This is a genomic window from Planococcus daihaiensis, assembly GCF_049262615.1.
GTDB lineage: Bacteria > Bacillota > Bacilli > Bacillales_A > Planococcaceae > Planococcus.
The window spans coordinates 3,099,228-3,119,338 of the sequence record NZ_CP175504.1; the positions used below are offsets into that span (position 1 = coordinate 3,099,228).

Sequence of the window (20,111 nt, forward strand, 5' to 3'; positions counted from 1 at the left end):
AAAAACGATAATACGCAAGGAGCAGTCTTACATGTCAAAAAACAGACCGGTAGTAATCGGCATCGCCGGAGGTTCAGGTTCCGGCAAGACGAGTGTTACGACTTCCATCTACGAAGTGTTCAAGGAACATTCCGTTGTTGTCATTGAGCAGGATTATTATTATAAAGACCAGAGCCATCTGGAGTTTGAGGAACGATTGGCTACAAACTACGATCATCCCTTGGCTTTCGATACAGATCTGTTAATCGAACATATCAATGAATTGCTGGAGCGCAGACCGATTGAAAAACCGGTCTATAATTATGCAATCCACACCCGTGCGGAAGAAACTATTCCAATTGCCCCGAAAGATGTTATCATACTGGAAGGGATTTTGGTTCTGGAAGACAAACGCTTAAGGGATTTGATGGACATCAAATTGTTCGTCGATACGGATGGGGACCTGCGAATCATACGCCGGCTCCTGCGTGATATCAATGAGCGTGGACGGACAATCGACTCGGTCATCGAGCAGTACTTGAACGTCGTGCGCCCGATGCATAACCAATTCATTGAACCGACAAAGCGCTACGCAGATGTTATCATTCCGGAAGGCGGCCAAAATGAAGTCGCAATTGATTTAATGGTTACAAAAATTAAAACAATTCTTGAATAGAATTGGAAATTAGTCTATGATGAGACGATACTGACAGATTTTTCAAAAATCGATAGTCAGCAGTTGAAGGAGTGGGGAACAATGGCTAACGAAAAACAATTTCCGATGACAGCTGCAGGAAAGCAGAAGTTAGAGGACGAACTGGACTTTCTGAAAACGATTAAACGCAAAGAAGTGGTTGAACGGATTAAAATCGCCCGTGATTTCGGTGATTTGTCTGAGAACGCTGAGTATGACTCGGCTAAAGAAGACCAGGCGTTTGTCGAAGGACGCATTTCAACTTTAGAATCAATGATCCGCAATGCGGTGATCATAAATGCAAATGATATCAGCAACGACACCGTTCGATTGGGGACGACCGTAACATTTGTGGAAGTTCCGGACGGCGATAAAGAATCGTATACGATTGTAGGTTCTGCAGAAGCGGATCCACTCGAAGGCCGAATCTCGAACGATTCACCAATTGCAAAAAGCATGATTGGCCGCACTAAAGGTGATCGTGTGAAAGTATTGACTCCCGGCGGGGAAATGGAAATCGAAATCGTTTCCATTACGTAATGTTTCTGCAGCCATTCTTTCATAGGATGGCTGTTTTTAAATGGAGCGCCGCTTGCGAATCTGCTCAAGCGGGGAAAAGACCGCAAATGACACACGAATTTATCAGGATAGTTAAATTTGTAATATGAAATTATGATAGAATACCAAAGAAGGGGAGGCTACAACTATGGCAAACGAAAAAAAACCTTATCCCTCGCGTGTGAATAAGAAGGGCAAATCCTCCACGAATTCAATGTTGAATGTAATGATTGGACTGGTATTTGCATTAATTCTTATCGTGGGAGCTTTTATATTCTTCGGGCAGACGAATGGCACCGACAATGCCCAGGATCCTGAACAAGTTCAGATTTCCACAGATACAGATGATGAAGCGGGCGAAGAGGAAAGCGGCGAAGAAGAACAAACTGACAACGCCGAAGAAGAAACTGAAAGCCAGGAACAAGAAGACCAGGCTTCAGAAGAAGAACAAGCAGAAGCTCCAGCGGATGAAGAATCCGATCCGGCTGCTGAAAAACAAGAAGCTGAAAAAGATGAAGATACAGAAGCTGCAGAAGAAGAGGAAGAAGAACAAGGCTCTGTTACCGGCGGAACAATTACGCGCCAGGAGTCGAATGATCCGATCGTCAAAGAAAGCATCATCAACACAAGCTGGGAACCGGTAGGAACAAGCCAAAGCGGTGACCATGTTTCGGTTTACGACACCAATTCAGTGGATTGGCAGGAAAAGATCGACGCAATAACTTACGCTACCGGATTGGCTGAAGGCGATATGTATATTCTGCATATCGGCAATGGCGGCGGACCGCAAAAATCCGTCGGCACCGTTCAGTCGAAAGATAAGTCGGAAAAATATCGGGTGCATTTGGAATGGGTGGAAACAGAAGGCTGGAAACCTGTTAAAATGGATATACTGAATACTGTAGAAGGCGCTTATTAAAACAGCGTCTTTTTTTCTGACCAAGTACAGGGTCTGTTTAGAGCTGAGCAACAAGGGTCACAGTATTTTAAAACTTAGATTATGGCCTGCCCAGTGGGCGTAATTTTAAAGGAGACGGTAAAAATGAGAATTGGAATTATCGGTGCAATGGAAGAAGAAGTGGAATTGCTGCGCGGCAGCCTGGAGGACACGCAAACGGAAGTTATAGCAAATTGTGAATTTACAACAGGTACATATCAGGGACAGGAAATCATCCTGTTGAAAAGCGGCATCGGCAAAGTCAATGCAGCGATGTCCACAACAATCCTGCTGCAGCATTTCAAACCGGAGCTGGTGATCAATACCGGATCTGCCGGCGGATTTGACGAAAATCTGGAAGTCGGTTCAATCGTCATTTCGGATGAAGTCATCCATCACGATGTCGATGTCACAGCCTTCGGTTACGAAATGGGCCAGGTGCCGCAAATGCCGGCAACTTACCATTCCAATCCGGAACTGATTGAGCTGGCTGAAAAAACGGTCAAAGAATTGCTGGAACTGCCATATGCTATCGGACTGATTGGCACCGGAGATTCATTTATGAATGACCCGCAGCGAGTCGAGCAAGTTCGCAGCCAGTTTCCTACGATGAAAGCGGCAGAAATGGAAGCAGCGGCAGTGGCGCAGGTCTGCTTCCAATTTGATACAGCATTTGTCGTCATCCGGGCGCTATCGGATATTGCGGGCAAGGAATCGTCTGTATCCTTTGAAGAATTTCTGCCCGTAGCAGCAGATCACTCAACAAAAATCGTGCTGCGTGTAGTGGAACGCCTCGTGTCGCGTTTATAACAATAAAAATGAAATACAAAAAAGCTGCCGGAGGATTCTCGGCAGCTTTTGCTTATACTTTTCTTAAGGTGAACGTACTGATCATCAGCAGTGAACAGATCAGAATCAGGAACATATAAACGACGGAAGGGAATGCCTCCAGCCCGAAATACGAAAGCGTAAGAATGGTTCCTGCTGCAGTGATCGGCAGCCCTGTGAAATAACCGCTCGATTCGGTGATGTTAAAACGTGCCAGGCGGAATGCTCCGCTAGAAATATAAATCACTGTGAATACCATGCCGGCGATGCCGAATTCGTTCAACGCCAATTCATAAATGAGAATGGCGGGGGCTACACCGAAGGAAATGATATCGCTCATGGAATCCAATTGCTTGCCGAGGGCTGACTCCTGGTTAAGTTTGCGTGCTACGATGCCGTCAAAACGGTCCAGGAAAGCGGCGATGAAGATAAATAACACGCTGAAGCTGTATGCACCGTTAAGCGCCGCCATCAAAGCTGCGCCACCGAACGACAAATTCCCGATTGTCAGCATATTTGCTGTGTGGGATTTCAACTTTTTTATTGTGTGGTCCATCCGTTCTATAAAAATCAATGGAGAGTCCTCCTTACGCACATAATGATGTTCCTTTTATTATACTGTTCGTTTGGAAAAAATGGTAGACTTTTATCATAACGGAGGTATCGGAATGAAAAAGAAGTTATATCAATATACAATAGAATTGACGAATGGCCCTGTGACTTCCAACCTGTTGCAGCGTTTTGCGAAGTTTTCAGGGAGTCGGAAAGCCATCACGAATTATGTGAAAGTCTTTAAAATAAATACGGATGAAATTATGGGGGGAATTGAAGAATTTCCTACGCTTCACGATTTTTTTATCCGGAAATTAAAGCCTGGCAGTCGGCCGCAAGCGGATGCAGACATTGTTTCGCCGGTTGACGGCAAAGTTGAAATTGCCGGTAAATTGCAGGAGGACAGCCAGTTTATGGTCAAAGGCCAGCAGTATTCACTTGCTGAACTTTTGGGCAACGCTGAATTGGCAAAGCGGTACGCGAACGGAAATTATGCCGTTCTTTATCTGTCACCCGCCAATTACCACCGGATCCACAGTCCGGCAGACGGTAAAATTTCACGGCAGTTCGTGCTCGGCAAAAAATCCTACCCGGTCAATCAATCCGGACTGCTGTATGGCAAAGCACCCATCAGCGGAAACTATCGGCTCATATCTGAACTGGAAACTGGCGGAGGCAATGTGTTGATGGTCAAAGTCGGTGCCATGTTCGTAAATTCAATTAAACTCACAAACACGCGTGATGAGTGGAAAAAAGGCGAAGAGATCGGCTATTTCAGTTTCGGTTCCACCGTTGTTTTGTTTTTCGAAGCGGACAGTTTCCGTTTTACGGAGAATATTGTGGACGGTGAACCGATCAAAGTGGGAGAAGCACTGGCAAATATGCTATAATCATTAACATTAAGTTGGAAGATACAGGAGTTGTTGAAAGTGTACCAGAAATTTATACCGAGCCAATACGTCAGAACGGTGTTTGATATCACACCCGAAAGCCTGTTGGATAAAAATATCCGCGGCATCATCACCGATCTCGACAATACGCTGGTCGAATGGGATCGTCCCGAAGCGACGCCGATGCTGATAGACTGGCTGAAATCCATGAAGGACGCGGGCATCCAGGTCGTCATCGTTTCCAATAATAATGAGCTGCGCGTCAAATCATTTTCGGATCCATTGGGTATTCCGTTCATTTTCCAGGCGCGGAAGCCGATGGGCAAAGCTTTTCGAAAAGCGTTGAAAATCATGAGTGTCAAGCGGGAACATGTTGTGGTCATCGGTGACCAGATGCTGACCGATATTTTCGGCGGCAACCGCAATAAATTGCATACGATCCTCGTCCTGCCGGTCGCAAAGTCCGACGGGTTCTTTACACGTTTCAACAGACTTGTCGAGCGGCGTATCATGAAGAGATTGAAAGACAAAGGTTTAATGACTTGGGAGGAAGAAAAAATTGAGTGAAATGCCAAATTGCATCGGTTGCGGTGCACAGATCCAAACAGAACATCCGGGGAAGTTGGGCTACGCGCCAGCATCGTCGCTTGAAAAAGAAGAGATTATTTGCCAAAGGTGTTTCCGGTTAAAGAATTACAATGAATTGCAGCCGGTTTCTCTGACTGACGATGATTTTCTGCGAATTTTAAATGGCCTTGGCGAACGCAAAGGCCTGATCGTTAAAATCGTGGATATTTTCGACTTTAACGGCAGCTGGCTGCCGGGCCTTCACCGTTTTGTCGGCAATAACGATATTCTGTTGATTGCCAATAAAGCGGATTTATTGCCCAAATCAGTTAAGGAACAGAAACTGTTGCAATGGATGAAGCGCGAAGCGAACAAACTTGGCCTGAAACCGGTCGATATTTTGACTGTCAGTGCCGCCAGCGGCAAAGGGGTTCCGGAAGCGATGGAAGCGATTGAACATTACCGCAAAGGCAACGATGTATTTGTGGTCGGTTCGACGAATGTCGGAAAATCCACATTCATCAACCGCATCATCAAACAGGCGACCGGGCAGGATAATATCATCACCACTTCCCATTTTCCTGGCACAACGCTCGATATGATCGAGATTCCACTTGATGATAAAAAATCGTTGTATGATACGCCGGGAATCATCAACCATCATCAGCTTGCCCATTACCTCAATACGGCCGATTTGAAAAAAATCATGCCGAAAAAAGAGATCAAACCACGGGTCTTCCAGCTTAATCCGGAACAAACCCTGTTTATCGGTGGGCTTGCGAGATTTGATTTCATCAAAGGGGAACGCTCTTCATTCACGTTCCATATTGCCAATGACCTGCCGATTCACCGGACGAAATTGGACAATGCCGATGCATTGTACGAACAGCATTTTGGCGGTATGCTGGCACCACCTTCGGAAGAGTTTAAAGAAGATTATCCGAAATTGGTGCGTCACGAATTCCGGATCAAAAACGCAAAAACCGATATCGTCTTTTCCGGTCTTGGCTGGGTTACGGTTCAGCATCCGGATGTAATTGTCGCAGTGCATGCACCAAAAGGTGTCGAAGTAATGCTGCGGCCATCTCTTATATAGGAGGGATTGGATGAAAAAATGGTATGCGGTGATCGGCGACCCGATTTCCCATTCATTGTCACCGTTCATGCATGATACGTGGTTCAAAGAAAACGGCATAGATGCAACATTTATACCGATTCATGTCGAACCTTCAAATTTAAAACAGGCTTTCGAGTCGCTCCAATTGCTTGGGGCGAGCGGATTTAATGTGACTTTGCCGCATAAACAGGCCATCATTCCGCTGCTCGACGGCGTTGATGATACGGCGTCTGTGATGGATGCGGTCAACACCGTTGTGCAAAACGGCAAAAGTTACCGAGGCAGCAATACGGACGGTGATGGTTTTGTGAAGTCGCTGTTGACCACAGAGCCGAATCCGGATTCCAAAATTCTGCTGATCGGCGCGGGCGGTGCAGCAAGAGGCATCAGTTTCGCATTGAAACGCGCAGGTTTTGGTGACGTCACAATCACCAATCGGACGCATCGGCGCGCTGAGGAACTGGCTGAAGAAAGCGGCAGCAAGTCTATGATGAAAGCGGAAGCTGAGCGACAACTTGGTGACTTTGACATCATCATCCAGACAACGTCAGTCGGTTTGGCGGAGGATGAAGCTTTGCCCATCGCACTCCAAAATGTCCGGGCAGGGGCATTGGCTGCAGATATCGTCTATAATCCGATTGATACACCATTCCTGAAAGTAGCCGAACAAAAAGGCTGCAGGACGCTGAATGGTGTAGGCATGTTCGTCTATCAGGGCGCAATCGCTTTTGAAAAATGGACAGACATCAAACCGGACACTGAAAATATGATCCAAATGATAACGGAAAAACTAGGAGGCACTTATGTTAACAGGTAAGCAAAAACGTTTTTTAAGAAGTGAAGCACATCACGTCGACCCGATTTTTCAAGTCGGCAAAGGCGGAGTCAACGAAGCAATGATCGTTCAAATTTCAGAAGCACTGGAAAAGCGTGAATTGGTGAAAATCAGCATTCTGCAGAACAATGAAGATGGTAAACACGAAGTGGCTGAAAAATTGGCCAAAGAAACAAAAGCTGAATTGGTGCAGTTGATTGGCCACACTGTTGTTCTTTATAAACAGTCAGTAAATAATAAGCGGATCGAGCTGCCGGTGAAAAGATGAAGAGAGTCGGGATTTTGGGAGGTACCTTTAATCCGCCGCATTTCGGACATCTGATCATGGCCAATGAAGCCTATCACAGCCTGGGCCTGGATGAAGTCAGGTTCATGCCGAATGCGGTTGCTCCGCATAAGGAGGTCCACGGTGTCGATGCTGCCCAGCGTCTGAAAATGACGCAATTGGCGATTGAAGGTTTCCCGCAATTCCGCATCGAGGATACTGAAATTACGGCTGGCGGCGTTTCCTACACCTTCAACACGCTCAGCCGATTAGTAGAGATGGAACCGGAAACGGATTTTTATTTCATCGTCGGCGGAGATTCGATCGAAGATTTGAATTCCTGGCATCGGATCCACGAATTGGCGAACATGGTCCAGTTTGTTGGAATCGGCCGGCCGGGCTATGACGCTGGCACCGATTTTCGGGTAATGATGATTGATTCACCAGAAATGCATCTTTCTTCGACGATGCTGCGGGAAAGAGTTGCAGCAGCCCGGCCACTGACATTTTTCGTGCCGGAGAAAGTCGAAGCCTATATCCGAAAGGAGAGGTTGTATGAATCAGAGCAGAATGCTTCAGATCGTTAAGAAACGTCTCCCGGACAATCGCTATGGCCATGTTGTCGGCGTGTTGAACACCGCAACTGCACTCGCCATCCGTTTTGGGGTGGCGCAGGAAAAAGCGCAGGTGGCTGCGATTCTGCACGACGTTGCAAAATTTTCCGATCGGGAATGGATGAAATCCATTATCGAAAAAGAAAACATGGACCCCCTGCTATTGGAATATCATTCAGAATTATGGCATGCTCCAGTCGGGGCTTACGTCGCTGCTTCTGAATTTGGCGTAACGGATGAAGACGTATTAAATGCCATCCGCTACCATACGACAGGCCGTGCCGGGATGTCCGACCTCGAAAAAGTGATTTATATTGCTGACCTCGTGGAACCGAACAGAAAGTTTAAAGGCGTCGAAGAATTGCGTCAATTAAAAGAACAGGGATTGGATGTTATGATGGAAGCCTGCGTCAAACACAGCATCGATTTTCTTGTATCAAAAAATCAGCCGGTATATCCGGATTCACTGAAGTGTTATGAATACTTCGTGCAACAGAAAGGGATAGTGAAAGAATGACTGAACATACATTATTGCAAATGGCTTATCAAGCAGCCGAAGATAAAAAAGCGGAGGACATCGTTGTCCTTAATATGGAGGGAATCTCTTTGCTGGCAGATTATTTCATTATCTGCAGCGCGAACTCAGACCGTCAAGTACAAGCAATTGCGCGTGAAATGATCGAGAAATCCAACGAAGCGGGAAATGAAGTGAAAAGTGTCGAAGGTTTCGACTCGGCTCGCTGGATTCTTGTCGACCTTGGCGATGTGGTTGCACATATTTTCCATAAAGACGAACGTTCTTATTACAATTTGGAGCGCCTCTGGAGAGAAGCGCCTGAAATGGAAATATGAGCTACGGCAAATTTGCGTCAATTTACGATAGCCTGATGCAGGACGTCCCATATGACCAGTATGTTGAATGGGTGGCCTCAAGGCAAACCTCCGGAAAATTATTGGATTTGGCCTGCGGAACCGGAACATTGTCTCAACTTTTTGCTGAACTGGGCTATGAAGTCACAGCCAGCGATCTGTCAGAAGAGATGCTGACGATGGCGAACCAGCGATTCCAAAGTGCCAACCTGCGCATTCCCACTTATCAATTGTCGATGGACAATCTCGAAGGCCTGCAAGGCTTTGATGTTGTCACCATCGCTATTGATTCTTTGAATTATTTGAAGTCCGGCGAACAGGTGCAAAAAACATTCAGTGAAGTGCATAAAGCGTTGAATGACGGCGGCATGTTGTTTTTTGACGTACATTCACTCTATAAAGTGGATGAAGTTTATATGGACAGCCCGTTCGTTCTGGATGATGATGAAGTTTCCTTTATCTGGCACACAGAAAAGGGAGGAGCCGAGCACAGCGTTGTGCACGACATTTCCTTTTTTGTGCGCCAGCAGGAAGAGCTTTATCAACGCTTCGAAGAAACCCATGAGCAGCGGACATTTCCAGTGTCAACTTACAGCACCTGGTTGAAAGCAGCCGGATTCGTGATTGAATCGATTACGGCAGACTATACCGATGAAGCACCTTCAGAGGACAGCGAACGAATTTTCTTCTGTGCGAAAAAAGTATAGCAGCAATTTTCAAAGCCACCATTTATGGTGGTTTTTTTTTAGTGGGATAGACAGACGCTTACAATAAATGTATAATTCAGACAGCTTCCATTTAATTGCTTCCCGCTGGAAAGAGGGATGCAAACTGACAATCCAACAGATTTTCAGTAAATACAGCAGACTGCTGATCCCCGCTGCAGTCATCTCGTTGCTGGCGCTTTATTTTTTATTTCCCCATGGTGATTCCGAAGAAATTACAGCGGCACCATCTGATCTGATAGAAGCTGAATCCCCTCAGCTGAGTGAAACCCCAACCATTATCAACGAACCGGAAACGGAACCCGAGAACATTCTCGTAGAGATCAAAGGCCAGGTGAATGCACCGGGTGTATTTGAAATGCCTCCGGATTCAAGATTGCATGACGCAATCGACCTTGCCGGCGGCCTTTTGCCGGATGCAGATGATCTGTCCCTCAATATGGCCATGAAATTAACGGATGAAATGAGCGTCTATGTCCCGAAAATGGGGGAGGCGGCAATCGCACCCCCAGTGATCACGCAGTCGGCGAGTGGCACTTCAGCCGCTGGTACAGGCGGCACGGTGAACATCAATGCCGCGGATGAAGCGGGTCTGTCGACACTTCCGGGCATCGGTCCATCGAAAGCTGCGGCCATAATTGCCCACCGGGAAGAAAATGGGCCATTCGCCTCGATTGAAGCGTTGAAAGATGTCACGGGCATCGGCGATAAAACATTCGAGAATTTGAAAGATGCGATTTCGGTGAACTGATTGTTGACGTCCTTTCCACCTCTGCTAAACTGAAATTGACAGTATAAAGCGGGGGGCAATTAAATGAAGCGAATAACTTGGGACCAATTTTTCATGGCGCAAAGCCATTTACTGGCGTTAAGAAGCACTTGCACGCGTTTGGCAGTGGGAGCGACCATCGTCCGCGACAGAAGGATTATTGCTGGAGGCTATAACGGCTCGATTTCCGGTGGCGACCATTGCATCGATAAAGGCTGTTATGTTGTGGACGGCCATTGTGTACGGACGATCCATGCGGAAATGAACGCATTGCTGCAATGCTCGAAATACGGTGTCAGTGTGAGCGGCGCCGATATGTATGTCAGCCATTTCCCTTGTCTCCAATGCACAAAATCAATCATTCAGGCTGGAATTTCCCGATTGTATTATGCAGCCGACTACAAAAATCATGAATACGCCATCGAGTTATTGGAACAGGCCGATGTGGAAGTGGTGCAAGTAATTTTTGATGAACGCCAAATAGACTTTTTGAGCGTAGAGAAGGCAGCTCTTTATATGGAATTGCTGGAGAAATTGCGTGAAAAAGGTGGCAGCGAGGAAGAGTTGGCTCATTATAATGAGCGGGTGAAGGCATTATTTGGAGAAGAGATAAAAGTTTAAGCCGGAATACGGCGATATATCTTGCCGCCGCCGCGGTAATCGGCACAATAGCAGCGCATGACGCACCTGGGATTCTCGTGTTCATGGCGCTGCTTTTTCTATGGATGCTTTGGAAGAAGGAGAAGTTTGGAGTTTTTACGTTGGTCCTGCTGGCTGCGAGCGTGTTATTTATTGTCCAGGACCTCCGGCACGCAGCGTTGCCGGAATATACGGAGCGTTACGATGGCCAGGCTGAATTTCAGGAAGGATTTAAAATTGACGGAGAAGCGGTGAGGGGCTTTTTGGAACTCGAAGACGGAGGATTGGTTTATGCCACTTACCGTTTTACATCTCCGGAAGAAATGAAGGCAAAGGCAGAATTACTCCGAAATGCGGTGTTGACTGTATCGGGAGCCATCGAAAAACCGGAAGAGGCAGCGCATGACTTTGCCTTTGATATGGCGGCCTACCTTGACAATAATGGCGCGTCATCTTTGCTGGATCTCCAAAAGGTGGAATTAATCGGGAGTTCGGACGGCTTTGATGCCGCCCTATCCGCTAGAAGAGAAAATCTGAAGCAGCATATCCGCGCCAGTTTTCCGGCCAGTTTAACGGCAGAAGCTGAAGCATTGCTGATTGGTGAACGGGAAAGCATCACCACCGAACAGCAGCGGATTCAACAGACACTCGGCATTTCGCATCTTTTTGCCATATCCGGACTCCACGTCGCAATCATCAGCGGTCTCCTGTATTTATTGATGCTACGCTGCGGCATAAGAAAAGAAACGGCAATGATGCTGTTGTTGGCGGTTTTGCCTTTCTACGCCTTTATGGCCGGCGGTGCCCCGTCTGTTTGGCGGGCCGTCAGTATGACGATGGCGGTTCTCGTGCTGAAGCTCTTTCGGATTCGGGTGCCCATTGCCACAATTCTGCTGCTGAGTTTTATGTTCTTTATCACAATAAATCCCTATATCATCTATAAGATTGGCTTTCAGCTGTCATACGGGGCAAGTTTCGGTATCATTTATTCATTAAGGTTGCTGGAAACCGCAAAATCGCCCATCCGCATGGGCTTGCTGATCACTTTCATCTCGCAGTTTACGTTATACCCGATTTTGCTGTTCCATTTTTATGGCTTGTCATTGTCATCTTTTACTGTAAACAGCTTTTTTGTACCACTCTATACGCTATTAATTCTGCCGGTGAATATTTTATTGCTCGTTTTGACCTTGTTGTTTCAACCGGCGGCAGATTTCATCTTTTATTTTTATGAGCCGTTTCGGACATTTGTGGAACATTGGACCATTTGGCTGGCAGAGTGGCCCCATCAGATGTGGATTCCGGGAAAACCGAATAGTGTTTTTTTAGGGTTGATGATTGCTGGGGTGATCTTGTTTTACAGTTTGATGGAGAAGGGTTTTCGCTGGTGGAAAGTGGCTATCGGAATTTTGCCGGCGATCGTTTTCACCGCCGTTCCGTATTTTGATGGGGCATTAAAGGTGACGATCATTGATGTGGGCCAGGGAGACAGTGCGTTGATCCAATTGCCGTACCGGAAAGGCGTTTACCTCATTGACACGGGAGGTGTGCTGCGTTTCGGCAGGGAAGGATTCAGCGACAGAAACCGCCCTTTTGAAGTCGGTCGGCAAATTGTGGCCCCGTATTTGCACGGCAATGGCATAGCGAAGATTGATAAAATGATTCTGAGCCATCCGGATGCCGACCACGCGGAAGGTGCAGATGAAATTCTCCAGCTGTTCGATGTGAAAGAACTTCACCTGACTCCGGGTTCTCAGAATTCGGATATCATGAAAGCGTTGCAAAAGGATTTGAATCAGACGACAATCCGGCTGCCGGGGCAGGAGAGCCACTGGCAGAACGGAGGGGTCAACTTCACTTATGTAAGTCCGGAGGATGGAGTTTATGACGGCAATAACGATTCGCTCGTGCTGCTGATGGAATATGAAGGATTTAAATTGCTGTTTACCGGTGATCTGGAAACAGCGGGGGAAAACAGAATTATCGGGCTGTATGGAGACCGACTCGCCGATATCACCGTATTGAAAGTGGGCCATCATGGAAGCAAGACATCCAGCGGAGATACCTTTCTCTCAACACTCCAACCAGAACTGTCAATTTTTTCCGCCGGCAAAGACAATCGCTATGGGCATCCCGCAGAAGAAGTGGTAGAAAGGTTCGAGTCGCTGTCTCTGCCGACACTCAGCACAGCAGAGCAGGGGACAATCGAGATCATTTTTCAGGACGGAGCCTATACAGTAATTACATCCAAATAAAAAAGGTTTCGGCTGGATAGCCGAAACCTCATTGAATTAAAGTGCTACGTATTGTACAACTGCCGCGATAATAAAGATAGTTGCGAAGAACACGAATGATACCACAAATCCCATACCGGCATCGATGGCGTCGTTCCGCTTCGATTGTACATTATTTTCAAATTCATTCATGGCTATCCCTCCTAATTCCCTCTAATTATAAGCTAGTGCAACTCAAAAATCTACATTGAACTTCATTTAAGCGGCTGAATTTAAGTGCCGTCACAGAAAAGACAAATCCCACAAAATGCCGAAAATCCGATATAGTAGAGACAGGAGGCGGTAACATGATCACTTCAGTTTGGAAATCCATACGCAGCGGTCAAATCGACCCAGTGTATCTCATCATAGGCACCGAAAGTTATTTTATCGAAAAAACATTGGATCTATTAAAATCCTCGATGACCCAGGCGGGGGAGCTCGAATTGTCATTCTTCGATCTCGACGAGGTCCCGGTGGAACACGTCATCGACGAAGCGGACACCTTTCCGTTTTTCAGCGACCGGAAATTGATTATCGCAAAAAATGCCTCATTCCTGAAAGCCGCCGAGCGCGGCAAAGAAAAGATCAATCACGATTTGAAAACGCTGGAGTCCTGGCTGCAAAATCCACCGTCAAGTTCCGTCACCATCTTTGTAGCCCCATATGAAAAACTGGACGAACGGAAAAAAATCGTGAAATCCATCAAGCAACATGCCGTTCTGATCGAAGCCAAAGCTCTTCAGGCAAACGACCTCGAATCGTGGCTGGCGCAGGAAGCAAAATCATTCGGCAAGGACATCGACCGGAAAGCTGTCCGCAAACTGGTCGAGATGGCCGGCACCAATCTGACTTTATTGTCATCAGAAATTGAAAAGATGTCCCTCTTTCTGGGAGCAGAAGGGGAGATCACCGAAGAACTGGTTGAAAGGATGACAGCACGCACGCTCGAGCAGGATGCTTTCAAAATGCTGCAGGCTTATCTCGACGGCAATGTCAGCACCGCGCTCAGCGTCTATTACGATCTGCTTCGGCAAAAAGAAGAACCGGTTGCGCTAGCTGCGTTGCTGGCATCGCAGATCCGTTTCATGGTGCATGTCTATTATCTGCAGAAAAAAGGCTACCACGCGCAGCAAATTTCCAAACAATTAAAAGCACACCCCTATCGTGTGAAGCTTTTAGTCGAAAAACGCCAGCACATTTCCGAGCAGCGCCTGCTTGAAGTGCTCGGTGACCTGGCCGCTATCGATCTGCAGCTCAAAACAGTCAGCGGCAACCGCGAACGCGTCCTGGAATTCTTCCTGATGAAGCGAGCCGTGAAGAAGAGTTAAATGTTTTACGGAATATCGGTGATAAAAATATTAATTTCAAACAACAAAAAAAGCCGGCTCCTTTTAAAAAGGAACCGGCTTTTCACATGTTTACGCTTGTTTCATCAAGCGAGATTTTTGGCGGGCTGCAGTGTTTCTATGGATTAAGCCTTTTGAAGCCGCTTTTTCCACTTGTTTAATCGCAACTTTAACCGTAGCGCTAGCGTTTTCGTCTTTGTTAGTCAAAGCGTGCTCAGCTTTTTTCAAAGATGAACGCATTGCTGATTTAGCTTTCGTGTTTTGAGCGTTTTTAGACTCGTTCGTTCTCACACGTTTGATCGCAGATTTAATGTTTGGCATATCTTTCACCTCCTAGACAATTAGGAAAAGAGATGGGAAACACCTCAACTCTTATAATGTCTCTATACAACATGAATTATTTTATCAAACGGGGAGAAGGAATGCAATAGATACGTGCAAAGAAGTTTGCCTTTACAGTGAAATGAATTCTACTGCATTCATTGCTCAATGGCTGGCGTACTGCTATAATTCATAGTAGTTTGTATAGGAGTGTGGACCATGAACCAAGAACAGAGATTAGCGCGTCAAAGCAAAATACGTAATTTTTCCATCATCGCACACATCGATCACGGGAAATCTACGCTTGCCGACCGCATACTGGAGAGAACAAAAGCCCTGACTTCAAGGGAAATGAAAGAGCAATTGCTTGATTCCATGGATTTGGAGCGCGAGCGCGGAATTACTATCAAATTGAACGCTGTCCAGCTAAATTACACGGCGAAAGACGGCGAAACGTATATCATGCATTTGATCGATACGCCGGGCCATGTCGATTTCACCTACGAAGTTTCCCGCAGCCTGGCAGCCTGTGAAGGTGCTATCCTGGTCGTGGATGCGGCACAGGGCATCGAAGCGCAGACATTGGCAAACGTTTATCTGGCATTGGACAATAATCTTGAAATTCTGCCGGTCATCAATAAAATCGATTTGCCTGCTGCGGATCCGGAACGGGTTCGCCAGGAAGTGGAAGAAGTTATTGGTCTGGACGCTTCCGAAGCGGTGCTTGCTTCTGCGAAAGCCGGCATCGGCATCGAAGAGATTCTGGAGCAGATTGTTGAAAAAGTTCCAGCACCAACCGGCGACCCGGGTGCGCCGTTAAAAGCGCTGATTTTCGATTCGCTTTACGACCCGTACCGCGGAATCGTTTCCTATGTAAGAATCGTCGAAGGCACTGTAAAGCCGGGCGACAAGATCAAAATGATGTCCAGCGAAAAAGAATTTGAAGTGATCGAAGCGGGTGTTTTCACACCACGGGCGACTCTTCGCGAAGAATTGACTGTCGGCGATGTTGGATTCCTGACAGCAGCCATTAAAAACGTCGGCGACGCACCGGTCGGTGACACGATTACGCTGGCCAGAAATCCTGCATCAGAAGCGTTGCCAGGTTATCGCCGCATGAACCCGATGGTGTATTGCGGACTTTATCCGATTGATACCTCGAAATACAATGACCTTCGGGATGCGCTTGAAAAACTGGAATTGAATGACGCAGCGCTGCAATTCGAACCGGAGTCGTCTCAGGCGCTCGGTTTTGGCTATCGCTGCGGATTCCTCGGATTATTGCATATGGAAATCGTTCAGGAACGCATTGAACGCGAGTTTAATATCGACTTGATCACTACAGCGCCAAGTGTTATTTACAACGTTCATATGACCGATGATGAAGTGTTGAAAATTGATAACCCGGCGATGATGCCGGATGCACAAAAGATCAAATTTGTGGAAGAACCGTATGTGAAGGCAACCATTATGGTGCCGAATGATTACGTGGGAGCTGTCATGGAGATCTGCCAGAAAAAACGCGGGAATTTCCTGACAATGGATTATTTGGACAATTCGCGTGTCAGCATCATCTACGAATTGCCGCTTGCGGAAATCGTCTATGATTTCTTCGACCAATTAAAATCAGGGACGAAGGGCTATGCTTCATTCGACTATGAATTAATCGGCTATAGAGAATCAAAACTTGTGAAAATGGATATCTTGCTGAACTCGGAGCAAGTGGATGCCTTGAGCTTTATTGTCCACAGTGAATTTGCTTACGAACGCGGCAAAGTAATCGTCGACAAGCTGAAAAATCTGATCCCGAGGCAGCAATTCGAAGTGCCAATCCAGGCTGCAATCGGCCAAAAAATCGTTGCCCGCCAGACCATCAGCGCTATGCGCAAAAACGTCCTGGCGAAATGCTACGGCGGTGACATTTCCCGTAAACGGAAATTGCTTGATAAGCAAAAAGAAGGTAAGAAACGCATGAAGCAAGTGGGTAATGTTGAAGTGCCACAGGAAGCGTTCATGGCCATATTGAAAATGGACGACCAATCAAAATAAGTGAAAGGAGGAGGCGGTGTTTAAGCCTCCTTTTCCTATTAGAAAAGAGGAATATCAATGGTTAAGGGATTGTATATCCATATTCCATTTTGTCACCAAATCTGTTTTTATTGTGATTTCAATAAAGTGTTCTTTAAAGACCAGCCGGTGGATGCTTACATCGATTCACTCGGTAAAGAACTTTCTTTATGGAAGCAGCAAGGTGCTCTCGACCAGCCGATGGAAACAATCTTCCTTGGCGGAGGCACACCAACCTCTCTCGAGCCGCAGCAACTCGAAAAATTGCTGGGTTATATCCACGAATTTGTGCCGATGGCGGATAATTTGGAATGGACCTCTGAAGCAAACCCCGATGAATTGACGTATGAAAAGATGCAGTTGCTGTTTAAAGGCGGAGTCAATCGCCTCAGCATGGGCGTTCAGTCGTTCGACGAAGATTTGCTGAAACGGCTTGGCCGGACGCACAGCAATAACGATGTAGCAAGAGCGGTTGAGGATGCACGCAAAGTCGGCTTTACAGATCTGAGTTTCGATTTGATGTACGGTTTGCCGGGCCAGACGATGAAGCAATGGGAAGATACGCTCGAACAGGCTTTTGCTTTCGACCTTCCGCATTTTTCAGCTTATTCGCTGATCATCGAACCGAAAACGGTCTTTTATAATCTGATGACCAAAGGGAAATTGAATACGGTCACAGAAGACCTCGAAGCGGATATGTATGAAAAATTGATGGATGAAATGGAAAAACGGGGTTTATTGCAATACGAAATTTCGAACTTCGCCCGTCAAGGTTCGGAGTCCCGCCATAATCTGCTGTATTGGGACAATGAAGAATATATTGGCGCCGGAGCGGGATCGCATGGCTATGTCCACGGCATCCGCTACTCCAATGCCGGTCCATTAAAAAAATACATGGAACCGCTGGATGAAGGCAAACGCCCGATTCTGAACAGCCACGAAGTGCCACGGAAAGAACAGATGGAAGAAGAAATGTTTCTCGGCCTGCGCAAAACTGCCGGCGTGTCGCTGGACCATTTCAACGAAAAATTTGGAGTCGAGATGGAATCCGTTTATGGCGACATCCTGAAAAAAGAAATTGCGAGCGAAAACCTGGTCATTGAAAACGGCAGAGTGAAGCTGACAAAACAAGGACGCTTTATCGGCAATAATGTTTTCGAACAATTTTTACTGGCATAGAAGAATTAAAGAGTATACGGGAATTTGTTTTTATTTACGCTTTGGCGCTGAGTGGTTAACTTTGGTGAAGAGGCTCTCTAAGATATGGAGCAAAACAGCGAAGACGCCCAGGGGGCCAAGCGAAGTGCTGAGATCCACTCGGGCGAAGTGAAACGAGACCGAGTTAGCTCAGCGCGAGCCCCCAGGCAAGCGAAGCTGTTTTGCGGAATATCGATTAAAAAATAATTGATCCGCCTAATCAAATGCGCAATCGTTGACAAGGGAAATGTAATTTGGTAATTTTAGTGTAGTCTTAGCACTCGCGCTACTAGAGTGCTAACAGAGGTGATGATCATGTTAACAGAACGGCAACTGCTCATTTTAAAAGTGACAGTGGATGATTATATTCAATCAGCGCAGCCGGTGGGATCAAGCCAACTATCTAAAAAATCAGGGCTCTCGTTCAGTTCCGCAACCATCCGGAACGAGATGGCCGATTTGGAAAGTATGGGATTTCTTGAAAAGACCCATACCTCTTCCGGCCGGATTCCTTCGGAGAGAGGCTACCGCTATTACGTGGACCATCTGCTGACGCCACGGCCGCTTCCGAAAGAAGATATTATCCAATTGCGCTCCATTTTCGAAGATAAGATCAGCGAGACCGAAGAAGTGATTAAACGGTCCGCGATGATTCTATCGGAGTTGACCAATTACACATCAATCCTGCTGGGACCGGATGTAGAGCGGCATATCGTCAAGAAATTGTCGATCGTGCCGTTGACAAGCAGTTCCGCAGTGGCGATCATCGTGACGGATTCGGGCCATGTTGAAAACAGGATTTTTCCGATTCCGGAGGGACTCAATCCTTCTGAAATCGAAAAAATGGTCAATATCCTGAACGAACGCCTGGTGGGTGTTTCCTTGTACGATCTGCATTCGCGGCTGGAACAGGAAACGATGATGGTCATGAAGCAGCATATGGAACGCTACGGAGAGTTATTTTCGACTTTCCGGCAGGCGGTCATACTTCCCCGGGGGAAAAACGTCTATTACGGCGGAAAGCTGAATATCCTGAATCAGCCGGATTTTCACGATCTTCATAAGATCAGGAGCCTGATGGATGTGATGGAAGAAACGGAGCATATTCCGATGATCATTCCAGTCGGCAATCAGGGGCTCCATATCCGTATCGGTTCAGAAAATGCACTGTCAGCGATGGAAGATTGTTCGGTAATAACGGTATCTTATGATATCGGCCAGGAACAGACCGGTTCAATCGCAATCGTCGGTCCGAAAAGGATGGATTATAAGCGAATCGTGTCGTTGCTGGATACATTGAGCGGCGATCTTTCCAAAGAGCTTACCCGGATTTTCCGGAATTAAGCTAAGAAAAGCGATGGCACCCGTTAAGCCGGGGCGCCGGAGTCTGGACAGTATGAACATAAGGAGGAACATCATTTGTTTAATGAAAAAAAGCCTCTGACCCAAGAGGAAACTAGCGCAGCAGACATCGAAGAATCTTCGGTTGAACAGCAAACAGGCGATAACACCGATTCTCCGGCTGAACCCTTGAGTGAAGAATCTGCATCTGCAGAAAACAGCATTGAAGAACAGGAAATCGTGGAAGAAACCAAAGAAGAAGAAATCGCCAGACTGAAAGACGAAGTGGAAGCGGAACAGAATAAATATCTGCGCCTTTTGGCTGATTATGATAATTTCAAACGTCGTGCCCAAAAAGACCGGGAAATTGCTTCCAAATTCCGTTCGCAGTCATTGCTGACGGACCTGCTTCCGGTATTGGATAATTTCGAACGCGCCTTGGCGGTTGAAACGAAAAGTGACGACGCTGCCTCGATTATGAAAGGCGTCGAAATGGTTCAGAAATCCTTGCTTGAAGCGGTAAACCGTGAAGGCTTGGAAGAGATTCCAGCTGTTGGGGAATCATTCGATCCCAATTTCCATCAGGCAGTTATGCAGGAAAAAGATGATAATGCGGAGCCGGGCACCGTATTACAGGAATTGCAAAAAGGATACAGCCTAAAAGGCAGAGTTTTACGTCCGGCAATGGTTAAAGTAAACGAATAATAGTTAATTGGAGGAATTT

24 protein-coding genes are annotated in these 20,111 nt (G+C 46.6%); 21 read left to right on the forward strand and 3 right to left on the reverse strand.

The features are described from left to right. The first annotated feature begins 10 nt into the window (after nt 1–10). From udk to mtnN, 4 genes are all read left to right on the forward strand, one after another. Nucleotides 11–655: a uridine kinase gene (gene udk, locus DHX103_RS15385; RefSeq protein WP_422124798.1), complete on the forward strand. Its 645-nt coding sequence runs from the start codon at nt 11–13 to the stop codon at nt 653–655. Nucleotides 656–736: 81 nt separating this feature from the next. Next, complete coding sequence (gene greA, locus DHX103_RS15390) at nt 737–1,213, forward strand: transcription elongation factor GreA (RefSeq protein ID WP_422123096.1); 477 nt, start codon at nt 737–739, stop codon at nt 1,211–1,213. Between the two features lie 166 nt (nt 1,214–1,379). Further along, on the forward strand, nt 1,380–2,150 hold the full coding sequence (locus DHX103_RS15395; protein WP_422123097.1) for a YrrS family protein: 771 nt from the start codon (nt 1,380–1,382) through the stop codon (nt 2,148–2,150). Nucleotides 2,151–2,273: 123 nt separating this feature from the next. After that, nucleotides 2,274–2,978, forward strand: coding sequence for a 5'-methylthioadenosine/S-adenosylhomocysteine nucleosidase (gene mtnN, locus DHX103_RS15400; RefSeq protein WP_422123098.1), 705 nt, complete (start codon nt 2,274–2,276; stop codon nt 2,976–2,978). Between the two features lie 52 nt (nt 2,979–3,030). Here mtnN and pssA read toward each other — a convergent pair whose 3' ends face one another. After that, the gene (gene pssA / locus DHX103_RS15405; protein ID WP_422123099.1) at nt 3,031–3,570 is read right to left on the reverse strand and encodes a CDP-diacylglycerol--serine O-phosphatidyltransferase; all 540 of its coding nucleotides are present in this window, start codon (nt 3,568–3,570) and stop codon (nt 3,031–3,033) included. A gap of 94 nt (nt 3,571–3,664) precedes the next feature. Between pssA and DHX103_RS15410 the strand changes: the two genes are divergently transcribed. The 12 genes from DHX103_RS15410 to DHX103_RS15465 all read left to right on the forward strand — a co-directional run bounded on the left by DHX103_RS15410 (nt 3,665) and on the right by DHX103_RS15465 (nt 13,094). Further along, the gene (locus DHX103_RS15410) at nt 3,665–4,438 is read left to right on the forward strand and encodes a phosphatidylserine decarboxylase (protein ID WP_422123100.1); all 774 of its coding nucleotides are present in this window, start codon (nt 3,665–3,667) and stop codon (nt 4,436–4,438) included. Between the two features lie 30 nt (nt 4,439–4,468). After that, a complete protein-coding gene (locus DHX103_RS15415) occupies nt 4,469–5,005 on the forward strand; it encodes a YqeG family HAD IIIA-type phosphatase (protein ID WP_422123101.1) in 537 nt (178 codons plus the stop codon). Then, entirely contained in the window at nt 4,998–6,101 is a 1,104-nt protein-coding gene (yqeH, locus tag DHX103_RS15420) for a ribosome biogenesis GTPase YqeH (RefSeq protein WP_422123102.1), read from the forward strand. The genes DHX103_RS15415 and yqeH overlap by 8 nt, the downstream gene beginning before the upstream one ends. Nucleotides 6,102–6,111: 10 nt before the next feature. After that, nucleotides 6,112–6,939: a shikimate dehydrogenase gene (aroE, locus tag DHX103_RS15425; RefSeq protein ID WP_422123103.1), complete on the forward strand. Its 828-nt coding sequence runs from the start codon at nt 6,112–6,114 to the stop codon at nt 6,937–6,939. Then, on the forward strand, nt 6,926–7,225 hold the full coding sequence (yhbY, locus tag DHX103_RS15430; RefSeq protein ID WP_422123104.1) for a ribosome assembly RNA-binding protein YhbY: 300 nt from the start codon (nt 6,926–6,928) through the stop codon (nt 7,223–7,225). Before aroE ends, yhbY begins: the two co-directional genes overlap by 14 nt. Further along, a complete protein-coding gene (locus DHX103_RS15435; RefSeq protein WP_422123105.1) occupies nt 7,222–7,809 on the forward strand; it encodes a nicotinate-nucleotide adenylyltransferase in 588 nt (195 codons plus the stop codon). The genes yhbY and DHX103_RS15435 overlap by 4 nt, the downstream gene beginning before the upstream one ends. Next, a complete protein-coding gene (yqeK, locus tag DHX103_RS15440) occupies nt 7,778–8,353 on the forward strand; it encodes a bis(5'-nucleosyl)-tetraphosphatase (symmetrical) YqeK (protein ID WP_422123106.1) in 576 nt (191 codons plus the stop codon). The genes DHX103_RS15435 and yqeK overlap by 32 nt, the downstream gene beginning before the upstream one ends. After that, a complete protein-coding gene (gene rsfS / locus DHX103_RS15445; RefSeq protein WP_422123107.1) occupies nt 8,350–8,688 on the forward strand; it encodes a ribosome silencing factor in 339 nt (112 codons plus the stop codon). Before yqeK ends, rsfS begins: the two co-directional genes overlap by 4 nt. Further along, entirely contained in the window at nt 8,685–9,413 is a 729-nt protein-coding gene (locus DHX103_RS15450) for a class I SAM-dependent DNA methyltransferase (RefSeq protein WP_422123108.1), read from the forward strand. Before rsfS ends, DHX103_RS15450 begins: the two co-directional genes overlap by 4 nt. A 67-nt stretch (nt 9,414–9,480) precedes the next feature. After that, nucleotides 9,481–10,182, forward strand: coding sequence for a helix-hairpin-helix domain-containing protein (locus DHX103_RS15455; protein WP_422123109.1), 702 nt, complete (start codon nt 9,481–9,483; stop codon nt 10,180–10,182). Between the two features lie 63 nt (nt 10,183–10,245). Continuing rightward, on the forward strand, nt 10,246–10,821 hold the full coding sequence (locus DHX103_RS15460; RefSeq protein ID WP_422123110.1) for a ComE operon protein 2: 576 nt from the start codon (nt 10,246–10,248) through the stop codon (nt 10,819–10,821). Between the two features lie 140 nt (nt 10,822–10,961). Continuing rightward, nucleotides 10,962–13,094 carry a DNA internalization-related competence protein ComEC/Rec2 gene (locus DHX103_RS15465; protein ID WP_422123111.1) on the forward strand — a complete coding sequence of 711 codons (2,133 nt, stop codon included), beginning with the start codon at nt 10,962–10,964 and terminating at the stop codon, nt 13,092–13,094. 36 nt (nt 13,095–13,130) lie between these two features. Here DHX103_RS15465 and DHX103_RS15470 read toward each other — a convergent pair whose 3' ends face one another. Beyond that, the gene (locus DHX103_RS15470; protein ID WP_144840127.1) at nt 13,131–13,265 is read right to left on the reverse strand and encodes a YqzM family protein; all 135 of its coding nucleotides are present in this window, start codon (nt 13,263–13,265) and stop codon (nt 13,131–13,133) included. Nucleotides 13,266–13,420: 155 nt separating this feature from the next. Between DHX103_RS15470 and holA the strand changes: the two genes are divergently transcribed. Further along, nucleotides 13,421–14,443, forward strand: a complete 1,023-nt coding sequence (gene holA, locus DHX103_RS15475) for a DNA polymerase III subunit delta (RefSeq protein WP_422123112.1) — start codon at nt 13,421–13,423, stop codon at nt 14,441–14,443. A gap of 90 nt (nt 14,444–14,533) precedes the next feature. Here the strand turns inward: holA and rpsT are convergent, their stop codons facing one another. Continuing rightward, nucleotides 14,534–14,782, reverse strand: a complete 249-nt coding sequence (rpsT, locus tag DHX103_RS15480; RefSeq protein WP_422123113.1) for a 30S ribosomal protein S20 — start codon at nt 14,780–14,782, stop codon at nt 14,534–14,536. Nucleotides 14,783–15,001: 219 nt separating this feature from the next. On the opposite strand from rpsT, the gene lepA reads away from it, so the two are divergent. The 4 genes from lepA to grpE all read left to right on the forward strand — a co-directional run bounded on the left by lepA (nt 15,002) and on the right by grpE (nt 20,092). Further along, nucleotides 15,002–16,831 (forward strand): translation elongation factor 4, encoded by a 1,830-nt coding sequence (lepA, locus tag DHX103_RS15485; protein ID WP_422123114.1) that lies wholly within the window; start codon nt 15,002–15,004, stop codon nt 16,829–16,831. 57 nt (nt 16,832–16,888) lie between these two features. Then, nucleotides 16,889–18,028, forward strand: coding sequence for a radical SAM family heme chaperone HemW (hemW, locus tag DHX103_RS15490; RefSeq protein ID WP_422123115.1), 1,140 nt, complete (start codon nt 16,889–16,891; stop codon nt 18,026–18,028). A gap of 333 nt (nt 18,029–18,361) precedes the next feature. Continuing rightward, nucleotides 18,362–19,390, forward strand: a complete 1,029-nt coding sequence (hrcA, locus tag DHX103_RS15495) for a heat-inducible transcriptional repressor HrcA (RefSeq protein ID WP_422123116.1) — start codon at nt 18,362–18,364, stop codon at nt 19,388–19,390. 75 nt (nt 19,391–19,465) lie between these two features. Next, nucleotides 19,466–20,092 carry a nucleotide exchange factor GrpE gene (grpE, locus tag DHX103_RS15500; protein WP_422123117.1) on the forward strand — a complete coding sequence of 209 codons (627 nt, stop codon included), beginning with the start codon at nt 19,466–19,468 and terminating at the stop codon, nt 20,090–20,092. Nucleotides 20,093–20,111: the final 19 nt, after the last annotated feature.

What these genes read in the sequence shown, in the direction of transcription:
- yhbY (WP_422123104.1), top strand. Translation starts at nt 6,926, where the DNA reads ATGTTAACAGGTAAGCAAAAACGTTTTTTAAGAAGTGAAGCACATCAC.
- DHX103_RS15435 (WP_422123105.1), top strand. Translation starts at nt 7,222, where the DNA reads ATGAAGAGAGTCGGGATTTTGGGAGGTACCTTTAATCCGCCGCATTTC.
- yqeK (WP_422123106.1), top strand. Translation starts at nt 7,778, where the DNA reads ATGAATCAGAGCAGAATGCTTCAGATCGTTAAGAAACGTCTCCCGGAC.
- DHX103_RS15395 (WP_422123097.1), top strand. Translation starts at nt 1,380, where the DNA reads ATGGCAAACGAAAAAAAACCTTATCCCTCGCGTGTGAATAAGAAGGGC.
- DHX103_RS15455 (WP_422123109.1), top strand. Translation starts at nt 9,481, where the DNA reads ATGTATAATTCAGACAGCTTCCATTTAATTGCTTCCCGCTGGAAAGAG.
- aroE (WP_422123103.1), top strand. Translation starts at nt 6,112, where the DNA reads ATGAAAAAATGGTATGCGGTGATCGGCGACCCGATTTCCCATTCATTG.
- holA (WP_422123112.1), top strand. Translation starts at nt 13,421, where the DNA reads ATGATCACTTCAGTTTGGAAATCCATACGCAGCGGTCAAATCGACCCA.
- DHX103_RS15450 (WP_422123108.1), top strand. Translation starts at nt 8,685, where the DNA reads ATGAGCTACGGCAAATTTGCGTCAATTTACGATAGCCTGATGCAGGAC.
- mtnN (WP_422123098.1), top strand. Translation starts at nt 2,274, where the DNA reads ATGAGAATTGGAATTATCGGTGCAATGGAAGAAGAAGTGGAATTGCTG.
- lepA (WP_422123114.1), top strand. Translation starts at nt 15,002, where the DNA reads ATGAACCAAGAACAGAGATTAGCGCGTCAAAGCAAAATACGTAATTTT.
- hemW (WP_422123115.1), top strand. Translation starts at nt 16,889, where the DNA reads ATGGTTAAGGGATTGTATATCCATATTCCATTTTGTCACCAAATCTGT.
- DHX103_RS15410 (WP_422123100.1), top strand. Translation starts at nt 3,665, where the DNA reads ATGAAAAAGAAGTTATATCAATATACAATAGAATTGACGAATGGCCCT.
- DHX103_RS15470 (WP_144840127.1), bottom strand. Translation starts at nt 13,265, where the DNA reads ATGAATGAATTTGAAAATAATGTACAATCGAAGCGGAACGACGCCATC.
- hrcA (WP_422123116.1), top strand. Translation starts at nt 18,362, where the DNA reads ATGTTAACAGAACGGCAACTGCTCATTTTAAAAGTGACAGTGGATGAT.
- greA (WP_422123096.1), top strand. Translation starts at nt 737, where the DNA reads ATGGCTAACGAAAAACAATTTCCGATGACAGCTGCAGGAAAGCAGAAG.
- rsfS (WP_422123107.1), top strand. Translation starts at nt 8,350, where the DNA reads ATGACTGAACATACATTATTGCAAATGGCTTATCAAGCAGCCGAAGAT.
- rpsT (WP_422123113.1), bottom strand. Translation starts at nt 14,782, where the DNA reads ATGCCAAACATTAAATCTGCGATCAAACGTGTGAGAACGAACGAGTCT.
- DHX103_RS15460 (WP_422123110.1), top strand. Translation starts at nt 10,246, where the DNA reads ATGAAGCGAATAACTTGGGACCAATTTTTCATGGCGCAAAGCCATTTA.